The organism is Noviherbaspirillum sp., assembly GCF_035254865.1.
In the GTDB taxonomy this organism is placed as follows: Bacteria; Pseudomonadota; Gammaproteobacteria; order Burkholderiales; family Burkholderiaceae_D; genus Noviherbaspirillum.
The window spans coordinates 1-18,521 of the sequence record NZ_DATFAF010000048.1 but is presented as its reverse complement, the minus strand read 5'-3'; the positions used below and the strand labels follow the sequence as shown (position 1 = coordinate 18,521).

16 protein-coding genes, 1 pseudogene and 1 riboswitch are annotated in these 18,521 nt (G+C 59.8%); of the genes and pseudogenes, 13 read left to right on the top strand and 4 right to left on the bottom strand.

Features of this window, described 5'->3' with window-relative positions:
• Positions 1 to 24: 24 nt before the first annotated feature.
• Genes dapF through VJ651_RS12445 form a run of 3 tightly spaced genes read right to left on the bottom strand, consistent with a single transcriptional unit; the run spans position 25 to position 2,610 of the window.
• Entirely contained in the window at positions 25 to 876 is an 852-nt protein-coding gene (gene dapF, locus VJ651_RS12455) for a diaminopimelate epimerase (protein ID WP_324107761.1), read from the bottom strand.
• Between the two features lie 16 nt (positions 877 to 892).
• Positions 893 to 1,759 carry a lipid A biosynthesis acyltransferase gene (locus VJ651_RS12450; RefSeq protein WP_324107760.1) on the bottom strand — a complete coding sequence of 289 codons (867 nt, stop codon included), beginning with the start codon at positions 1,757 to 1,759 and terminating at the stop codon, positions 893 to 895.
• Complete coding sequence (locus VJ651_RS12445; RefSeq protein ID WP_324107759.1) at positions 1,756 to 2,610, bottom strand: lysophospholipid acyltransferase family protein; 855 nt, start codon at positions 2,608 to 2,610, stop codon at positions 1,756 to 1,758. Before VJ651_RS12445 ends, VJ651_RS12450 begins: the two co-directional genes overlap by 4 nt.
• A gap of 197 nt (positions 2,611 to 2,807) precedes the next feature.
• On the opposite strand from VJ651_RS12445, the gene metK reads away from it, so the two are divergent.
• The 6 genes from metK (at position 2,808) to VJ651_RS12415 (ending at position 9,637) form a co-directional block, all read left to right on the top strand.
• Positions 2,808 to 3,977, top strand: a complete 1,170-nt coding sequence (gene metK, locus VJ651_RS12440) for a methionine adenosyltransferase (protein ID WP_324107758.1) — start codon at positions 2,808 to 2,810, stop codon at positions 3,975 to 3,977.
• Between the two features lie 42 nt (positions 3,978 to 4,019).
• Positions 4,020 to 4,946 carry a M14 family zinc carboxypeptidase gene (locus tag VJ651_RS12435; protein WP_324107757.1) on the top strand — a complete coding sequence of 309 codons (927 nt, stop codon included), beginning with the start codon at positions 4,020 to 4,022 and terminating at the stop codon, positions 4,944 to 4,946.
• A 14-nt stretch (positions 4,947 to 4,960) separates the two neighbouring features.
• Positions 4,961 to 5,037: riboswitch (S-adenosyl-L-homocysteine riboswitch) on the top strand.
• Between the two features lie 33 nt (positions 5,038 to 5,070).
• Positions 5,071 to 6,489, top strand: coding sequence for an adenosylhomocysteinase (ahcY, locus tag VJ651_RS12430; protein WP_136413446.1), 1,419 nt, complete (start codon positions 5,071 to 5,073; stop codon positions 6,487 to 6,489).
• 125 nt (positions 6,490 to 6,614) lie between these two features.
• The gene (locus VJ651_RS12425) at positions 6,615 to 6,953 is read left to right on the top strand and encodes a phage holin family protein (protein ID WP_324107756.1); all 339 of its coding nucleotides are present in this window, start codon (positions 6,615 to 6,617) and stop codon (positions 6,951 to 6,953) included.
• 1 nt (position 6,954) lies between these two features.
• Complete coding sequence (gene metF, locus VJ651_RS12420) at positions 6,955 to 7,809, top strand: methylenetetrahydrofolate reductase [NAD(P)H] (RefSeq protein ID WP_324107755.1); 855 nt, start codon at positions 6,955 to 6,957, stop codon at positions 7,807 to 7,809.
• A gap of 337 nt (positions 7,810 to 8,146) precedes the next feature.
• Entirely contained in the window at positions 8,147 to 9,637 is a 1,491-nt protein-coding gene (locus VJ651_RS12415; RefSeq protein ID WP_324107754.1) for a methyl-accepting chemotaxis protein, read from the top strand.
• A 30-nt stretch (positions 9,638 to 9,667) separates the two neighbouring features.
• Here the strand turns inward: VJ651_RS12415 and VJ651_RS12410 are convergent, their stop codons facing one another.
• The gene (locus tag VJ651_RS12410; RefSeq protein WP_324107753.1) at positions 9,668 to 10,210 is read right to left on the bottom strand and encodes a 5-formyltetrahydrofolate cyclo-ligase; all 543 of its coding nucleotides are present in this window, start codon (positions 10,208 to 10,210) and stop codon (positions 9,668 to 9,670) included.
• Between the two features lie 74 nt (positions 10,211 to 10,284).
• Between VJ651_RS12410 and VJ651_RS12405 the strand changes: the two genes are divergently transcribed.
• The 7 genes and pseudogenes from VJ651_RS12405 to VJ651_RS12375 form a co-directional block, all read left to right on the top strand.
• Positions 10,285 to 12,234, top strand: a complete 1,950-nt coding sequence (locus tag VJ651_RS12405) for a lytic transglycosylase domain-containing protein (RefSeq protein WP_324107752.1) — start codon at positions 10,285 to 10,287, stop codon at positions 12,232 to 12,234.
• 109 nt (positions 12,235 to 12,343) lie between these two features.
• Entirely contained in the window at positions 12,344 to 13,309 is a 966-nt protein-coding gene (locus tag VJ651_RS12400) for a complex I NDUFA9 subunit family protein (RefSeq protein ID WP_324107751.1), read from the top strand.
• A 145-nt stretch (positions 13,310 to 13,454) separates the two neighbouring features.
• Positions 13,455 to 14,168: a glutathione S-transferase family protein gene (locus tag VJ651_RS12395; RefSeq protein ID WP_324107750.1), complete on the top strand. Its 714-nt coding sequence runs from the start codon at positions 13,455 to 13,457 to the stop codon at positions 14,166 to 14,168.
• Between the two features lie 10 nt (positions 14,169 to 14,178).
• Positions 14,179 to 15,411 carry a multifunctional CCA addition/repair protein gene (locus VJ651_RS12390; protein ID WP_324107822.1) on the top strand — a complete coding sequence of 411 codons (1,233 nt, stop codon included), beginning with the start codon at positions 14,179 to 14,181 and terminating at the stop codon, positions 15,409 to 15,411.
• A gap of 59 nt (positions 15,412 to 15,470) precedes the next feature.
• A pseudogene (locus tag VJ651_RS12385) lies at positions 15,471 to 16,487 on the top strand (cytochrome-c peroxidase).
• Position 16,488: 1 nt separating this feature from the next.
• On the top strand, positions 16,489 to 17,223 hold the full coding sequence (locus VJ651_RS12380) for a diguanylate cyclase (protein WP_324107749.1): 735 nt from the start codon (positions 16,489 to 16,491) through the stop codon (positions 17,221 to 17,223).
• A 273-nt stretch (positions 17,224 to 17,496) separates the two neighbouring features.
• The coding region (locus VJ651_RS12375; RefSeq protein WP_324107748.1) for a thiamine pyrophosphate-binding protein at positions 17,497 to 18,521 on the top strand (1,025 nt) is incomplete at its 3' end.

Here is an 18,521-nt window from a genome sequence, read left to right as displayed (position 1 = left end):
CATGCCGTCCCGGATTCCGCTGTTTCAGATCTCGATCTCGCCTTCGAACACGCTCACCGCCGGCCCGGTCAGCCTGACCGGCGCGCCTTCGCCCTCCCAGGCGATGGAGAGATCGCCGCCGCGGGTTGACACCTTCACCGGCGTATCCAGCAAACCCCGGCGAATGCCTGCAACGACGGCTGCGCAGGCGCCGGTTCCGCAGGCCAGCGTCTCTCCTGCGCCGCGCTCGAAGACGCGCAATTTGATCTGGTGACGATCGACGATCTGCATGAAGCCCGCATTGACCCGCTTCGGAAAGCGCGGATGGAGTTCAATCGCCGGACCGTCGAGCTCGACCGCAGCGCTGTCCGCATTGTCGACCACTTGTACGGCGTGGGGATTGCCCATCGAAACAACCGAAAACCAGGTCGTTTTGCCGTTAATGTCCAGCGGCCATAGCGTGTCGTTGCCTTCCACATTGCCCCGCAAACCCTTGGCGTCGAAAGGTACGCGTTCCGGCTCCAGGATTGGCGCGCCCATATCAACGGTGATGCGGCCATCGGATTCGAGCGTCGGTTCGATGACGCCGGCCATGGTCTCAACCTTGATCGCGCGCTTGTTCGTCAGACCTTTGTCGGTGACGAACTTGACGAAGGCGCGGGCCCCGTTGCCGCATTGTTCGACTTCCCCGCCGTCCGCGTTGTAGATGCGATAGCGGAAATCGACACCGCTTGCCTGCGGCTTTTCCACTACCAGCATCTGGTCGGCACCGACGCCAAAGCGGCGGTCGGCCAGCCGCCTCCATTGTGCCGGCGTGAGATCGATGTGCTGGTTGATTGCGTCGATGACGACGAAATCATTTCCCGCACCATGCATCTTGGTGAATTTGAGTTTCATGCTGAGATTATAGTGCTTAACCGTACACGCTCGTTTCGCCCGGCGGCCTGGTCTTGAACCGTTTGTGCGCCCAGAAATACTCTGCCGGCGCTTCCAGCACGCGCTCCTCGATGAAGGCATTCATGCGCCGCGTGGCGGCCGTGATGTCGCCACCGGGGAAGTCTTCCCACGGCGGATAGAAGCGGATTTTCCATCCCTGGTAATTGGGAAGAAAGGTGGCGATGACCGGGATCACCTTGGCGCCAGTAGCGGCGGCAATGCGCGCCGGAGCCGTCAGGGTCGCTGCTTGTATACCGAAAAAGGGAACGAATTCCGCGTCCTTGGCGCCGAAATCCATATCCGGCAACATGAAAAACGGCAGGCGTTCGCGCATGGCGCGGATGATAGGCTTGACGCCTTCGCCGCGAGAAAACAATCTGACGGGATGAAAGCGCGACCTCCCTTTGCGCAGCGCGTCATCGAACGCCTTGTTCTTTTGCCGCGTGTAGATCGAGCACGCGGATGTTTCCAGTGCCACGGCAACGCCGGCGACATCCAGGCAAACGAAATGCGGACAAAGCAGGATGATCGGGCCGGATTGAATGACATCCATCGGCACGCCCGGTTCCACCTGGATGAGTCGCCTCAGCCGCGCTTCCGGCGCCCACCACAGCACGGCGCGTTCAAGCACGCTGCGCGCATAAGACTGGAAGTGCTTTTTCGCGATGTCGCGCCGCTCGTCTTCTGAAAGATGAGGCAGGCACAAACGCAGATTGGTGAGCGCGATCTTGCGGCGCGAACCCACGACCGCATACAGCAATGATCCGACTGCTTCACCCATTCGGCCGAGCAGCGGCAGGGGCAGCCAATGCAGCAGCCACATGATTCCCAGCAGTAGTTTCATAGATTTCCTGTATTTCCGGGAGGAGCGGCGATGCCTTCCGGGACCTTGTAACGGTTATAGCTCCAGAAGTACTGGGCGGGACAGCGCGCGATGAGCTTTTCCATCGCGATATTGATGGCGCGTGCCTGCTCTTCGGCACTGCCGCCCATCGGCTCGTCGAAGGGGATGAAGCGTAGCAGGAAGCCGGCGCCGCGTGGAAGGCGTTCGGCATAGGTGAGGATGATGGGCGAGCCGGACATCTGATGCATTTTGGCCGGCAGCGTCATCGTATATGCAGGCTTGCCGAAAAAATCGGCCCAAACGCCTTCGCCGTTTTGCGGCACCTGGTCGGGGAGTATCCCGATCGGACCGCCTTGTCGAAGCACTTTCAGCAGCGTTCGCACGCCCGACAGCGTGGCCGGCGCCAGCCGCAGGTCGCCGCGAGCGCGGGCGCCTTCGATCAGCGGCTTCAAGGCTTGCTTGCGCGGCGGCCGATACATCACCGTCAGCGGTGTCCTGGTCGCCACGTATTGCGCGGTGATTTCAAAACAACCGAGGTGGGGCGTGAGAAAAACAATCCCGCGCTTCGCATCGAGTGCCGTCTGGACAACATCCCAGTTGTCGACCTGAACTGTGTTCAGGACCCGATCCTGCTCCGCGCACCAGATAAAGGGAAGTTCCAGGATATTCTTGCCGGCTTCGCGTATTGCCGACGGCAAATGATTGCCGAAGCCCGCACGCGCCATATTGTCCTTCAGCCGACGGCGATATGAAGGGGATGCCAGGTACACCAACCAGCCGAGCGCAGAGCCGATGGCATGCAATGCTGACAAGGGGAGGACTGACAGCAGGCGAAAAAGAGTGACGAGCATCAAAAAACGACGAGATATTTGGCGATTTTTTTACAGACGCGTAAAATAACACAACCGTGGCCCGTCTTTCGATGTCTCCACGATAATCCGCCGAGTTAACAGACAACTTGCGAGGCGGCCTATAAATATCGCTAAAGCGTCGCAGGCACATTGGCTGGCCGCGACATGGTCAACAATAATCCTAGAAGGAGCCTGCGATGGCACACGAAAACGAGTACCTCTTTACTTCGGAATCCGTCTCCGAAGGCCACCCGGACAAAGTCGCCGATCAGATTTCCGATTCGATCCTCGACGCCATCCTCACCCAAGACCCGAAAGCGCGCGTCGCGGCAGAAACCCTGTGCAATACCGGCCTGGTAGTGCTTGCCGGCGAAATTACCGCGGCGGCAAACGTCGATTACATTGGTGTTGCACGCGAAACGCTCAAGCGCATCGGCTACGATAACGCCGATTTCGGCATCGACTACAAGAGCTGCGCGGTGATGGTCTGCTACGACAAGCAGTCGCCCGATATCGCGCAGGGTGTGGACGAAGGCAAGGGCCTCGATCTGGACCAGGGCGCGGGCGACCAGGGCCTGATGTTCGGTTACGCCTGTGATGAAACGCCGGAACTGATGCCGGCTGCCATCTACTATTCGCATCGCATCGTCGAACGCCAGTCGCAACTGCGCAAGGACGGCCGCCTGCCCTGGCTGCGTCCGGATGCCAAGTCCCAGGTCACGCTGAAGTACGTCAACGGCGTGCCGGTCGCCATCGATACCGTTGTGTTGTCGACGCAACACAGTCCGGAGATGACGCACAAGGCGATCGAGGAAGCCGCGATCGAAGAAATCATCAAGCCGGTCGTGCCGCAGGAGTGGCTGAAAAACACCCGCTATCTCGTCAATCCGACCGGCCGGTTCGTCATCGGCGGTCCGCAGGGCGATTGCGGTCTGACCGGGCGCAAGATCATCGTCGATACCTACGGTGGCGCGGCCCCGCACGGCGGCGGCGCATTCTCCGGCAAGGACCCGTCGAAGGTTGACCGCTCCGCCGCCTATGCCGGCCGCTATGTCGCCAAGAACATCGTTGCCGCAGGTCTGGCCAAGCGCTGCCAGATCCAGGTGTCGTATGCGATCGGCATCGCGCGGCCGACATCGGTCATGGTCACCACCTTCGGCACCGGCAAGATCAGCGACGAAAAACTGGCGGAACTGGTGCAAGAATTGTTCGACTTGCGGCCGAAGGGCATCGTCCAGATGCTGGATCTGTTGCGTCCGATCTACGCGAAGACGGCGGCTTATGGTCATTTCGGCCGCGAGGAGCCAGAATTCAGCTGGGAGCGCACCGACAAGGCTGCTGCACTGCGCGCCGCGGCGGGATTGTAGAAGCGCCAGACCTGCAGTGGCAAAATCAACAAGGTTTTATTGATGATCAAGTTTCTCCGTCACGCCACTGCAGTTCTCGTCACCGTCGTCTGTCTGCCGGTTCTTGCGAATCCCGCCGGCACGAGCAATGCCTCGCCGCAAAGCGATTGGTGCAAGCAGCTGACGCCGCGTCTGCCCGATGTATCCGTCGCCACCTGTCAGGGGAGTGCGCTAGTGCCGACCGGTTCGGTGTCGCGCAAAGGTTTCCCCATCCTGATGCGGTCGATTCCGGCTGCCAAGTCCGGCAAGCATGTCGTGCCGATGCGGGTGCTGCTGCTTGGCGGGATTCATGGCGACGAATTGACCGCCGCGTCTATCGTGTTCCAGTGGATGCAATGGATGCAAACGCAACCGGCCCAGGAGTTTTACTGGCATATTGCACCGGTTGTGAATCCCGACGGTTTGCTTGCGAAAAAACCGCAGCGCGTCAACGCCAATGGCGTCGACCTCAACCGCAATTTCCCGACGCCGGGATGGGAGAAGGATGCGCAGCGCTACTGGACCAGGGTAACCGGTAGCGACCCGCGCCGTTTTCCCGGCCAGTCACCGCTGTCCGAGCCGGAAACCCGCTGGCTGAATGATGAAATGGAACGTTTTCAGCCGGATGTGATTATTTCGGTGCATGCCCCGTTCGGCGTGCTGGATCTCGACGGTCCGGCGAAAGCACCGCGCCGCTTCGGGCGCCTGTATTTCAATCGCGTCGGCGTGTACCCGGGTTCGCTCGGCAATTACGGTGGCCTGCACAAGAACGTGCCGGTGATCACGATCGAATTGCCGAATGCGCTGGCCATGCCTGCGCCGGCGGAAGTGCGGCGTATCTGGCTGGACATGCTGGACTGGATCGAACGCAGCGTTGCGCCAAAGCCGAAAAAAGCGGCCGTATCACCGGTCCAGCGCACCGCGGCAAACGCGGCCCTGGCTGCGCATTAAGGTATAATTTTCTGCTCCAAGGAGCGTTGCAGCACGGTTCTCCCATGACCGTGTCAGGCTTGGATGATATTCGCAACGGCGCTCACGTTACTTTTTTCTATTTTCTCAAGGAAAGGAGGGCGTGATGAGCGCCGTTATCTCTACCAGCACTTCCCAGGACTACTTTGTCGCCGATCTCGGCCTGGCCGATTGGGGCCGCAAAGAGATCAAGATTGCCGAAACCGAAATGCCCGGCCTGATGGCCATCCGCGAGGAGTTTGCGGCCTCGCAACCGCTCAAGGGCGCACGCATCACCGGTTCTCTGCACATGACCATCCAGACCGCCGTGCTGATCCAGACGCTGGAAGCACTGGGCGCGCAAGTGCGCTGGGCATCCTGCAACATCTATTCCACGCAAGACCATGCGGCGGCCGCCATTGCCGCCAATGGCACGCCGGTATTCGCCTTCAAGGGCGAATCGCTGGACGAATACTGGGATTTCACGCACCGCATTTTCGAATGGCAGGATGGCGGCTATTCCAACATGATTCTCGACGATGGCGGCGATGCGACTCTGTTGCTGCATCTCGGCGCGCGCGCTGAAAAGGACATCGGCGTGCTGGCCAATCCGGATTCCGACGAGGCGATCTGCCTGTTCAACTCGATCAAGAAAAAACTGGCGACCGACAAGACCTGGTATTCGACCCGCCTGGCGCAAATCAAGGGCGTGACCGAGGAAACCACCACCGGCGTGCATCGCCTCTACCAGATGCACAAGGAGGGCAAGCTGGCCTTCCCGGCAATCAATGTCAACGACTCGGTCACCAAGTCCAAGTTCGACAACCTGTACGGCTGCCGCGAATCGCTGGTCGATGGCATCAAGCGCGCCACCGACGTCATGATCGCCGGCAAGGTCGCCGTCATCGCCGGCTACGGTGATGTGGGCAAGGGTTCGGCGCAGGCCATGCGCGCCTTGTCCGCGCAAGTATGGGTCACCGAAATCGACCCGATCTGCGCGCTGCAGGCAGCGATGGAAGGCTACCGCGTCGTCACCATGGACTACGCGGCCGAACATGGCGACATTTTTGTGACGTGCACCGGCAACTACCATGTGATTACACACGCGCACATGAAGAAGATGAAAGACCAGGCCATCGTGTGCAACATCGGCCACTTCGACAACGAGATTGAAGTCGCCGCGCTGCGCCAGTACACCTGGGAAAACATCAAGCCGCAAGTCGACCATGTCATTTTCCCCGATGGCAAGCGCATCATCCTGCTGGCGGAAGGCCGTCTGGTCAACCTCGGTTGCGCGACCGGCCATCCGTCCTACGTGATGAGCTCTTCCTTCGCCAACCAGACGATTGCGCAGATCGAACTGTTCACCAATACCAAGTCCTATCCGGTCGGCGTCTACACCTTGCCCAAGCACCTGGACGAAAAGGTGGCTCGCCTGCAGTTGAAGAAACTGAATGCGCAGCTCACCGAGCTGACCGATGAGCAGGCAGCATATATCGGCGTGAAAAAGGAAGGCCCGTACAAGGCTGATCATTACCGTTACTAAAACGACAGCTCCTCCGTGACGCGGAGGAGTTTCGCGTTGCGAAGCAAGGCTGGCAAGAGGTGGCCGCCGGGTGTGCGCGCCCTGCGGTCTGACATCACATCCTGTGAACTGATCGGAGGCGGACCATGCGTTTACTCATTACCTGGTTGATCAATGCGGCTGCGTTGTTTGCGTTGCCGTACCTGATGCAGTCCATCCGCGTCGACAATTTCAGCACTGCGCTGATTGCCGCGCTGGTGCTGGGGCTGGTCAATGTGCTGATCCGGCCGATCCTCGTGCTGCTGACCCTGCCGGTGACGGTGCTGACGCTGGGCCTGTTCATCTTCGTGATTAACGGTTTGCTGTTCCTCGCCGTCGCCAATTTCGTCAGCGGATTCCACGTCGCCGGGTTTTGGCCGGCGGTCGGCGGAGCCATCTTGTATAGCCTGATTTCGTGGGCGCTGTCATCACTCATACTTAAATAAGATGAAGTCAAATAATTTCAGCATTGAGTTTTTCCCGCCCAAGACGCCCGAGGGCGTGGAGAAACTGCGTGCCACCCGCCTCAAACTGGCGGAATTGAAGCCGAAGTATTTTTCGGTGACCTTCGGCGCGGGCGGTTCGACGCAAAAAGGGACACTTGGGACGGTGCTCGAAATTCGGCGTGAAGGCCATGAGGCGGCGCCGCATCTGTCCTGCATCGGCAGTTCGCGCGACAGTCTGCGCGAGATCCTGAACGAGTACAAATCGCATGGCATCCGGCGGCTGGTTGCGCTGCGTGGCGACCTGCCGAGCGGCTATGGCGCGGTAGGCTATTCATCAGGGGAATTCCGTTATGCGAATGAACTGGTCGAATTCATTCGTGCCGAGACCGGCGACTGGTTCCATATCGAAGTGGCGGCTTATCCGGAAATGCATCCACAGGCGAAATCACCGCAGGATGACGTGCAAAACTTCGTGGGCAAGGTGAAAGCCGGGGCCAACGCGGCGATCACCCAGTATTTCTACAATGCGGATGCCTATTTCCGTTTTGTCGAAGAAGCACGCAAGGCAGGCGCCGATGTGCCCATCACTGCGGGAATCATGCCGATCACGAATTACTCGCAGTTGATGCGGTTCTCGGACATGTGCGGCGCCGAGATTCCGCGCTGGATTCGTCTCAAGCTGGCCAGTTTCGGGGACGACAGCGCGTCGATCAAGGCATTCGGCCTGGACGTCGTGACTGCCTTGTGCGAACGGCTGCTGGCGGGCGGTGCGCCGGGCCTGCATTTCTATACGCTCAACCAGGCTGTCGCCACGACTGAAATCTGCCGCCGTCTGGATACGTCCGGGGCGCGTTGAATTTCCCTTTCCTCACGATTGTCATGCCTCATGCGGGCCGGACTGCCGGTCCGCACTTCCTCCTGATCGAGAGCGGTTTTGACAAGCTTCTTGATCCGTCACTTGTTGCGATCCCGCCTGCGGAACATCCTTGATCATCGATTTGTAGCCGGCAAAGGTATAGAAAGCATGCGGCGAAGCCGATAAACTGGCATTATCTCGTTGCTGTGAGGTAACTCACAGTTTCTTTTTTCAACAAGGCGGACTGGAATGCATCGCTGCTCCTGTTTCCGGCGATGTTGTCATTTCAATAAAAACAGAATTCTGCTCGCAAGAAATCCAGTCACGGGAGACATCCATGAACGCGGCAAACATCAGGCTCAGTGTTCGCCTTGCTTTTGTTTTCAGTCTTGTTCTGTTGGCGACAGCCGCGATCACGCTTCTGGCCGCGGCCTCGACCCAGGGAGGCGTGCGTAGCGCCATCATCGGCATCGGCGTGCTTGCCGTCGTGCTCGGCGCCATGGGCGGCTGGTGGATCGTGCGCAGTCTCACGCGCCGAATGCAGGTAGCGCTTGAGAGTGCCAGGAAGATGGCATCCGGCGACCTGACTGGCACGTTCGACGAGGCGGGCGGCGACGAGATCGGCGAACTGATGCATTCGTTGAAGGAAATGAACGACCGGCTCTTCAAGATCGTCAGCGATGTGCGCAATGGCACCACGACCGTCACCAGCACTTCGTCGCAGATCAACCGCGACAATACTTCCCTGTCGGAGCGCACCGAAACCCAGGCCAGTTCTCTGCAGGAGACGGCGTCGTCGATGGAACAGCTGACTTCCACGGTCCATCAGAATGCGGACAACGCGCAGCAGGCGAATCGCCTCGTGCTGTCGGCATCGGAGCAGGCGGTCAGGGGCGGCGACGTGGTCGATCAGGTGGTGACAACCATGGGATCGATCAAGGATAGCTCGCGCAAGATCGTCGACATCATTGGCGTCATTGACGGCATCGCGTTCCAGACCAACATCCTTGCCTTGAACGCCGCGGTCGAGGCCGCGCGTGCAGGCGAGCAGGGACGCGGCTTCGCGGTTGTGGCGGCGGAGGTGCGCGCGCTGGCGCAGCGCTCCGCCGGTGCGGCGAAGGAAATCAAGACGCTCATCAACGATTCCGTGGAAAAGGTCGAGGCCGGCGGCAAGCTGGTGGACGATGCCGGCAAGACCATGGATGAGATCGTGTTGTCGGTCAAGCAGGTTGCCGAAATCATCAGGGACATCAGCGCGGCGAGCAATGAGCAGAGCACCGGCATCGCTTCCGTCAATCACGCGATCACGCAAGTCGACGGCATGACGCAACAAAATGCGAAACTGGTCGAAGATGCGGCCAGGACCGCGACTTCGCTCAATGAGCAAGCCGTATCCCTGCTGAGATCCGTTTCCGGCTTCAATCTCGGCGACCGCGAACACGGCAACGCCGACGAGGCCGTCGAGATGGTCAAGCGAGGCGTCGAATTTGGCCGGAAGCACGGCAAGAATGCCTTGATCGACGAGATCAACAAGCTCGGCAAGGGGCAATTCATCGACCGTGATCTTTATCTGATGGCGATCAGCGTGGATGAAGCGGTGTTTGTCGCGCACGGCAATAATCCGCGCACGGTCGGGCTCGGACCTGCCAGCAAGGATGTCGACGGCAAGCTGTTCGTCAAGGAAATGGCCAACATGGCCAAGTCCAAGGGGCAGGGCTGGATCGAATACAAGTGGGCCCATCCGGTGACCAATGAAATCAAGGTCAAGTCATCCTATCTGGAACGCACCGGCGATGTGCTGATTGCCTGCGGCATCTACAAGACCTGAGCGCAGGCAGCGACGGACTGGTGATGTCACTCAGTCCGTGATCATCAAGTCCATCGGCACGTCATGCTGCGATACGTCGAACCGCGTTCGCATGCAGGCATAGGCAATGCCGACGGCCGCAGGGCGCGGCTGCACGGCCAGTGTGCGGTCATAGAAGCCGCCTCCATAGCCGAGACGAAACCCGTTCGCATCAAAACCCACGCAGGGAATCAACAAGGCGTCCGGCTGCACCGTTTCGCCCGACGCGGGAACCAGCACGCCGAAAGCATCCTTCGTCAGAGGATCGCCCGGTGCCCACGCGATGAAGGCCAGCGGCGCCTCCCGTCTGGTCACAATCGGCAGGGCAAGTGTTACCCCGAGAGTGGCAAGTTCAACGTAGGCGCCGCGCAGGTCGGGCTCCGCGCGCATCGGCATGTAGACACCCAGACAAGAAGGGCGCTCCTGCTTCCACCATGCGAGCACGCGGCCGGCAATGCGCTCATCGCGGCCGCGTCGAACTTCCGGATCAATTGCTTGTCTGCATGCAAGCAGCTCACGCCGCAGGTCGGCTTTTTGTGCAGTGTTTTCAGGCATGGATTTGTCGCGATATTCGTGACTTCACATGCTATCCTACAAAATGTAAAGTCAGTGTTAGAGAAGGCCTTTTGATGTTTCCCATGAAATGGATTGCCGGTATTGCGCTTGCCGCGGCTTCGGCGGTTCTTGTTGTGCCGGTTGCGGAGGCGAAGAAGCCCGTTGCCGTTCTTGCCAGCGACGACGATGTGTTTGCCGCCCTGCGCGAAGCGTCGCGCAACGGTGATACCGCCCGTGCACAGGAGCTTGCCTCCCGCCTTGGCAATTATGCCATTCCTTCCTATGTCGATTACTTCCGCCTGCGGCCGCGCATCAACAGCGCCTCGGAGCAGGAGATCCGCGATTTCCTGAACCGTTACGAAGGCAGCGCGATTGCCGATCGCCTGCGCAACGATTGGCTGCTGGAACTGGGGCGTGCGCGCAACTGGACGCTGTTCGACGAACAATACCCGCAGTTCATGGTCAACGACGACACTCAGGTGAAGTGCTACGCCTTGCTGTCGAAAGCGGAGAAAGGGCAGAACGTTGCGGACGAGGCGCGCGCCTTGCTGGTGGCGCCGCAAAACTACGGCGAAGCCTGCGCTTCCCTGATTTCAACGCTGGTTCAGACCAATCAATTCACGGCGGATGACTTCTGGGCGCAGGTGCGATTGGTGGCGGAATCGGGCTTCGGCGGGACGATACGGCGCATCGCACCGGCGATGGATATCAACGAAAAAATATTGATGCAGGCGCTCGACAAGCCGGATGCGGTGCTGGCGCGCGGACCGGGCAGCGGCCGCGTGAATCATGAAGTTTTCATTGTGGCATTGGGGCGCAGCGCAAGGAACAATCCGGAGCACGCGGTCAAGGCCTTGGTGTCAGCTTCCGAGCGCCTGAGCGAGCGTGAATTGGCGCAGAGCTGGGCGCAGATCGCCTTGCCGACTTCGGTCAAGCTTGCGCCGGATGCCGTGGTGTACTGGCACCGCACGGCCGGCGCGCCCTTGTCGCTCGATGGTTATCAGTGGAAGGCGCGCACCGCCTTGCGCGCAGGCGAATGGAAGCTCGTGAAGGCGACAATCGAATCCATGCCTGCTTCCTTGCGCAAGGACCCGGCCTGGATTTACTGGCTGGGGCGTGCGCAGCTCGCCGAGGGCAACAAGGACGAGGCGCAGCAACTGTTCCGGTCCATCACGGACCAAACCAATTTCTATGGCCAGCTCGCGCTGGAGGAACTGGACCAGAAGATTGCGATTCCGCCGCGCGCGCAGCCCGTGACCGCGGAGGAAATAGCGCCGATGGCGAACAACGAGGGCTTTCGCCGCGCGCTCAAGTTTTTCGACATGAACATGCGCTTTGAAGGCTACCGCGAGTGGAACTGGGAATTACGCAAGATGAACGAGCGCCAGCACCTGGCCGCGGCGGAATTCGCACGGCAGAAAAACGTCCTCGACCGCATGGTCAACACCTCGGACCGCACCCGGTCGGAATTCGACTTCACCCAGCGTTTTCCATCGCCGTTCCGCGATGTGATGCTCTCGGCGACACAGCGGCTCGGCCTGGACATGGCGTGGGTATATGGCCTGATTCGGCAGGAATCGCGCTTCATTTTGAATGCGAAATCACAAGTTGGTGCGTCCGGCTTGATGCAGATCATGCCAGCCACCGCGCGCTTCGTTGCGCGCAAGATCGGTATGAGCGATTATGCTCATGGGCAAGTAACAGACATCAATACCAACATCGTTCTGGGCACGAATTACCTGAACATGGTACTGCACGATCTGGACGATTCGCAGCCTTTGGCAACGGCTGCGTACAACGCCGGACCGGGACGTTCGCGCGCATGGCGATCGACGCTCCCGCGTGCGGTGGAGGGAGCAATTTTCGCGGAGTCGATTCCGTTTAATGAAACCCGCGATTATGTGAAAAAAGTGTTGTCGAACGCGACCTACTATGCGGCGCTGTTCGAGAGCAAACCGCAGTCGTTGAAGGCGCGTCTTGGAATGGTGGCGCCGAAAGGATTTACTGCAAGCGACTTGCCTTGACGCGTGCAGCGACAGAGCGGAGCTGATTCTCCAAGCACCTGACATTGCGCTGGTGCGCGATCCGCGCTATGTGCATTGTCAGATGCGCTTACTAAGAAAGGCTCTGGCAATGGAATATCAATCCGTTCTGATTATCGGGGGCACCGGTTTCATCGGCAGCCACATCGTCGCCAAACTTGCGGATACCGGTTGCCGGGTGACGGTGCCGACGCGACGCGAGTCGCATGCGCAGCATCTGCTGCTGCTGCCGGACGTCGAACTGGTGGTCGAAGCAAACGTGCACGACGACGCGCAGTTGCGCAATCTGATCCGCGGCCAGGATGCGGTGATCAACCTGGTCGGCATCCTGCACGGCAAACCGGCATCGTCCGGGGCATCCTATGGCCAGGATTTCGCGAAGGCCCATGTCGAACTGCCGAAGAGAATTGTCGCCGCGTGCGCCGAGCTGGGCGTGCATCGCTATCTGCACATGAGTGCGCTGGGAGCAGCGCCCGATGCGCCGTCGATGTATCTGCGCTCCAAGGCCGACGGTGAAGCGGCGGCCATGTCCAATCCTGCCGTGCGGACCACGATATTCCGGCCGTCGGTGGTGTTCGGCGATCATGACCATTTCCTCAACATGTTCGCATCCTTGCAAAAGCTGTTGCCGGTCATGTTGCTTGCCAACGCGGATGCGAAATTCCAGCCGGTATTCGTGGAAGATGTGGCACAGGCTTTCGTCACCTCGCTTTATGATGATCAGACGATCGGCAAGACCTACGAATTGGCTGGGCCGAAAGTCTACACCTTGCGCGAACTGGTGGAAGTCGCCGGCAGTTATTCCGGCCATCCGCGGCCGGTCGTCGGAATGCCGCATACGCTGGCACGCTTGCAGGCATTCATCCTGGAACACCTGCCCGGAGATCCGGTGATCACGCGCGACAATCTCGATTCGATGAAAGTCGATAATGTCGCACATGGTCCGATGGCCGAAGAGCTCCACATCGAGCCGACGCCGCTGGAAGCCGTGGCGCCTTACTATCTGCGCGGCTTGCAGCCCCACGGTCCGGTCGATTCGGTGCACGTCGCGCCCTGACACTTCCCTGTCGGCAACTTGCACGTGACTTTGCCGGTTTGGCAAAGTCACGCAAAAGCTTTATCCTCGAATGTTTCCGTGTGCCGCAGCACGCGGGGTGATCGCCATTTCACGCGAAGCAATACCGAAACGACAGGATGGAAGCATGCAAAACACCGAACTCGACCCGACCCTTTCCCAAACTCTCGATGCAGCCAAGAAGTCGAGCCTGAAACTCGTCATCGCCAACAAGAACTACTCGTCCTGGTCGATGCGTCCATGGCTGGTCATGACGGCGTTCGGCATCCCCTTCGAGGAAATCCTCGTTTCGCTTGACCGCCCGGACACCTCGTCGCGCATCGCGCAGTACTCCTCCGCCGGGCGCGTTCCGGTGCTGATTGCCGGCAAAACGACGGTGTGGGATTCATTGGCGATCTGCGAGTATCTCGCGGAACAGTTTCCGGACAAGAGCTTGTGGCCGCGCGACGTGGCGGCACGTGCGATCGCGCGCTCGGTGTGCGCTGAAATGCATTCCGGCTTCACTGCCCTGCGTACGGCGATGTGGATGAACATTCGTGCGAGCTTCCCCGGCAAGGGGCGCACGCCGCAAGCGCAAGCCGACATCGCGCGCATCTGCGAAATCTGGGAAGACTGCCTGGCCCGCTCCGGCCCGCATCAATTCCTGTTCGGCGACTTCTCGATTGCGGATGCCTATTACGCGCCGGTCGTCATGCGTTTCCGCACCTTTGGCGTGTGGCTGGCCCCGGCACTGCAGGCCTATGTCGACCGCGTCGTGGCACATCCGGCGGTATCGCAATGGATGCGCGAGGCGATCGCGGAGCCGGAGAGGATTGAAAAGTACGACGTCTATCCGGATTGATCGCAAGGCAATGAAGACCTATGTCGTCGGCGGCGCGGTGCGCGATGCATTGCTCGGTCTGCCGGTACAGGACCACGATCATGTGGTGGTCGGCGCGACGCCCGACGAGATGATCGCACGCGGCTTCACGCCGGTCGGGAAGGACTTTCCGGTATTCCTGCATCCGAAGACGCATGAAGAATATGCGCTGGCGCGCACCGAGCGCAAGACCGCGCCGGGCTACAAGGGCTTTCTGTTTCATGCCGAGCCCGACGTGACGCTTGAGCAGGACCTGGTGCGGCGCGATTTGACGATCAATGCCATGGCGCAAGGCGAGGATGGCGTGATCGTCGATCCGTTCGGCGGACGGAAGGATCTGCAGGCACGCGTGTTCCGTCATGTGTCGCAGGCCTTCGCGGAAGACCCAGTGCGCATTCTGCGCGTGGCTCGCTTCGCGGCGCGCTTCACCGATTTTTCGCTCGCGCCGGAAACCAATGCGCTGATGCGCCGCATGGTGGACGCAGGCGAAGTCGATGCGCTTGTGCCCGAACGCGTCTGGCAGGAATTGTCGCGCGGCTTGATGGAGTCGAAACCGTCGCGCATGTTCGAGGTATTGCGGGGCTGCGGAGCGCTGGAGCGCATCCTGCCGGAACTCGACGCGTTGTGGGGCGTACCTCAGCCGGAGCAGCATCATCCGGAGATCGACACCGGCGTGCATGTGATGATGGTGATCGACTATGCCGCACAGCGGCAGTACAGCCTTCCCATTCGGTGGGCCGCGCTGGTGCATGATCTGGGCAAGGGCACGACGCCGAAGGAGGAGTGGCCCAAGCATCACGGTCACGAAGCGCGCAGCGTGCGTCTGGTCGAACAGGTGTGCAAGCGACTGAAGATTCCGAACGACTGCCGCGACCTGGCGGTGATGACCGCGCGCGAGCACGGCAACGTGGCACGCGCGCTGGAATTGCGCCCCAATACCATCGTCACTCTGCTGGAACGCTGCGACGCCTTCCGCAAGCCGCAGCGCTTCATTGACATGTTGCTTGCTTCCGAATGCGATCATCGCGGCCGCGCCGGTTTTGCCGACAGGGCGTTCCCACAGGCCGCGCATCTCGAGACGGCACTCGGCGCGGCGCAATCGGTCAACGCCGGTGAAATCGCGCGACGTTACCTCGAACAGCCACAGCACATTCCCGAGGCAATCCATGCGGCACGCGTCGCGGCGGTCAACGAGATTATCAACAAGGAAATGCCGCGCGCTTGATGCGCTAATTTGTTTCTGTTGCGCAACTCCATTGCGGCGATTCTTGTGATCCTTCACGAATGGCAAATGCACATTTGAATGTGCAGATTGTTGATCGCCATGTTCACTTTTCGATTGCTCGCCCTGGTGGCGATGCTGCTGGGTGCGGCGGCATCCGCGTGACGGACAGCGTTGGCGCGAGCATGCGGCTTCTGCCGGATGAACCTATCCGGTCCCTGCCTGAAAAGATCGACTTCAACGTAGCCAAGGCAGCCCTTGGCAAGCGCCTGTTTTTCGATACGCGCTTTTCCCGCGACAACAAGGTCAGTTGCGCCAGTTGCCATGATTTCGCCAAGGGCGGTGCGGATGGGCGGGCGCGCCCGGTCGGAGTCGATGGCCGGATTGGCATGATCAATGTGTCGACGGTGTTCAACAGCGGATTCAATTTTCGCCAGTTATAAAACGGCAAGGCGGAAACACTCGAGCATCAGATCGATCTGGTGATCGCCAATCCCAAGGTGTTCGATTCAAGCCGGACAAGCGTGCTTGCCAAGCTGTCGCTTGATGCGAAACTCGTACGCGATTTCAAGAATGTCTACCTCGGCGGACTGAGCCGTGAGAGTGCCTTGGACGCACTCTCTGAGTTCGAGCGCTCGCTGGTGACGCCGTCGCGTTTCGATGCCTACCTGCGCGGCGACGCGAATGCGATCAGCGCGGAAGAAAAGCAGGGCTATGCACGGTTCAAGAGTTATGGCTGCATCGCATGTCATCAAGGCATCAATGTCGGCGGCAACATGGTCCAGGTATTTGGCGTGGTGCGACCGTATCTCAAACCGGGCGACGCCGACCTCGGACGCTACCTGGTGACCGGACGTGACAGCGACAAATTTGTGTTCAAGGTACCAAGTCTGCGCAATGTCGCACGCACGGCTCCGTATTTTCACAACGCGTCGGCGGCAAGCCTGGAAGAGGCAGTCGATGTCATGTTCAAGTATCAGCTCGGACGATCGGCGCCGAAGGCAGACAAGGCGCTGATCGTCAAGTTCCTCAACAGCTTGAGCGGGCAGGTCTCGTCGCATGCGCTTGCCGAAAAATGAAATGAGACATTCGCGCGCCCCGCTGATCTGCCTCGGCTTCATCATTTTGTCCGCCTTGTCGGGATTCCTGCTTATCCTGCTGTCCTATGCAGCATGGCGCCTGATGCACAGCTACCAGGTGATTGCGCAGGTCAACCGGCATTTGCAAGTCGCCAATGAAACGCTGGAACAACGTGTCGCAGAGCGCACTGCGGAGCTGGAGCATCGGTCCGCGCAACTGGTGGAGCTGGCGACCTACGACACGCTGACCGGCCTCATCGATCGTCGGCATCTCATGACGGAGTTGAGCCAGGCTTTGCAGCGCGCCGAGCGGCGCGAATGGATCGTGGCTCTGAGGTTCATCGACCTCGATGGGTTCAAGGAAATCAACGATACCTACGGCCACGCGGCCGGCGACCGCGTGTTGCAGGAAGTCGCGGCCCGCATCAAGCGGCATGTGCGCAAGGAAGATGCGATGGGCCGCCTCGGTGGTGACGAATTCGTGATCATGCTGAACGAAATATCTATTCCCGACGGCGCGATCCGTGTCGCCGAGGCTGTGTTGCATGAGCTGCACGCGCTGACGGAACTGGATGGGAAGGCAATCAGGATTTCCGCCAGCATCGGCATCAGCAGCACCAAGGGCGACACAAAGTCTCCGGAGCTGCTGCTGAGCGAGGCCGATCATGCGATGTACCGGGCCAAGCAGTGTGGCAAGAGTTGCTATCGCTTCAGCGACGCCACATTCCATGCATGACAGCACCTCCCCATGCTTGCATTTCGGCAATGTTGATGTCATCCGCTTCTCGTTTCTGAAACTGCGATTCGAAGCCGCATTATCTGATTGACGACGCATGTTTTGCGTCAGCAATTCGAGACCTACTTTCTTCGCTTCAGCTTACTTCTGTCTGGCAATTTACGGTAACATTGCCCGGGGTTAATAACTGGCCCTTGGAATGGGATGCGGTTTTGTGCTTCTCGCTAAGAACAACAAGGGAGTCGTTAAACAGATCGAAAGCAAGCATCCATTATGCGCACCAATATCTCGCACACATACTATGTTCATGACGAGGAACAGGACGACTCTCGAAGCAGTTGCGAACCCTCCGCGGAAATTGAAGTTGCCGATTTGTTGGTGGCCTACCTGGAGCAGATTGGCGTCGAATACATCTTCGGCGTTCCAGGCGGCGCGATCGAACCTCTTTACAATGCCATCGCAAGAAGCCGCCGCCGGGGAGGCATTCAACACATCCTCGCGCGGCACGAAGCCGGTGCGGCCTTCATGGCTGACGGCTACGCACGCGAGACAGGCAATATCGGCGTTTGCTGCTCCACTTCCGGTCCTGGCGCGACCAACCTGATTACCGGAGTCGCGGGCGCCTACGACAACAATATCCCGATGCTGGTGATCACTGGCCAGCCGGCCTTGCCCGCATTCGGCAAGCATGCGCTGCAGGAATCCAGCTGTACCGGCGTCAACGTACTCGGCATGTTCCGCCACTGCACACGCTACAACTCGCTCGTGTCCCATCCGAAGCAGCTTGAACCGAAATTGATCGCCGCGCTGCAGAGGGCAACCCGCACGCCGCGCGGGCCGGTGCACTTGAGCATGCCAGTCGACGTGTTCCGCAGTCCGAGCATCCCGGCGCAACCGTCGTACGACCTGCGCCAACTGCTGGCGCCCTCATCGCTCGTTGATGAAGAGGCGGTGGACACCGTGTACCGGATGGTGCTCGACGCAAAGAAAGTCGTTCTGCTGATCGGCGGATGGTGTGGCGAAGCGGCAGGCTCGATTCTGCAGTTCGCCGCATTGATCGGCGCGACCTTTGTCACCACGCCGGACGGCAAGGGGTCGGTCAGTCCGCATCATCCCTTGTTCCGCGGCGTATTCGGATTCGGCGGCCACGCATCGGCGGAGGCGGCATTGCGCGACGAATCGGTGGACCTGATTCTCGCGGTCGGCGCCAGCATGGGCGAATGGAACAGCGGCGGCTGGAGCGACAGCCTGCTGAACGAGCGCATGGTGCACATCGACGAATCGGAAGACCACCTCGC

Bases quoted from the DNA above. Each gene is read 5' to 3' on its own strand.
- metK (WP_324107758.1), top strand. From the start codon at position 2,808: ATGGCACACGAAAACGAGTACCTCTTTACTTCGGAATCCGTCTCCGAA.
- VJ651_RS12390 (WP_324107822.1), top strand. From the start codon at position 14,179: ATGAAGACCTATGTCGTCGGCGGCGCGGTGCGCGATGCATTGCTCGGT.
- metF (WP_324107755.1), top strand. From the start codon at position 6,955: ATGAAGTCAAATAATTTCAGCATTGAGTTTTTCCCGCCCAAGACGCCC.
- VJ651_RS12415 (WP_324107754.1), top strand. From the start codon at position 8,147: ATGAACGCGGCAAACATCAGGCTCAGTGTTCGCCTTGCTTTTGTTTTC.
- VJ651_RS12380 (WP_324107749.1), top strand. From the start codon at position 16,489: ATGAGACATTCGCGCGCCCCGCTGATCTGCCTCGGCTTCATCATTTTG.
- VJ651_RS12425 (WP_324107756.1), top strand. From the start codon at position 6,615: ATGCGTTTACTCATTACCTGGTTGATCAATGCGGCTGCGTTGTTTGCG.
- VJ651_RS12405 (WP_324107752.1), top strand. From the start codon at position 10,285: ATGTTTCCCATGAAATGGATTGCCGGTATTGCGCTTGCCGCGGCTTCG.
- ahcY (WP_136413446.1), top strand. From the start codon at position 5,071: ATGAGCGCCGTTATCTCTACCAGCACTTCCCAGGACTACTTTGTCGCC.
- VJ651_RS12445 (WP_324107759.1), bottom strand. From the start codon at position 2,610: ATGCTCGTCACTCTTTTTCGCCTGCTGTCAGTCCTCCCCTTGTCAGCA.
- VJ651_RS12410 (WP_324107753.1), bottom strand. From the start codon at position 10,210: ATGCCTGAAAACACTGCACAAAAAGCCGACCTGCGGCGTGAGCTGCTT.
- VJ651_RS12400 (WP_324107751.1), top strand. From the start codon at position 12,344: ATGGAATATCAATCCGTTCTGATTATCGGGGGCACCGGTTTCATCGGC.
- VJ651_RS12435 (WP_324107757.1), top strand. From the start codon at position 4,020: ATGATCAAGTTTCTCCGTCACGCCACTGCAGTTCTCGTCACCGTCGTC.
- VJ651_RS12450 (WP_324107760.1), bottom strand. From the start codon at position 1,759: ATGAAACTACTGCTGGGAATCATGTGGCTGCTGCATTGGCTGCCCCTG.
- VJ651_RS12395 (WP_324107750.1), top strand. From the start codon at position 13,455: ATGCAAAACACCGAACTCGACCCGACCCTTTCCCAAACTCTCGATGCA.
- dapF (WP_324107761.1), bottom strand. From the start codon at position 876: ATGAAACTCAAATTCACCAAGATGCATGGTGCGGGAAATGATTTCGTC.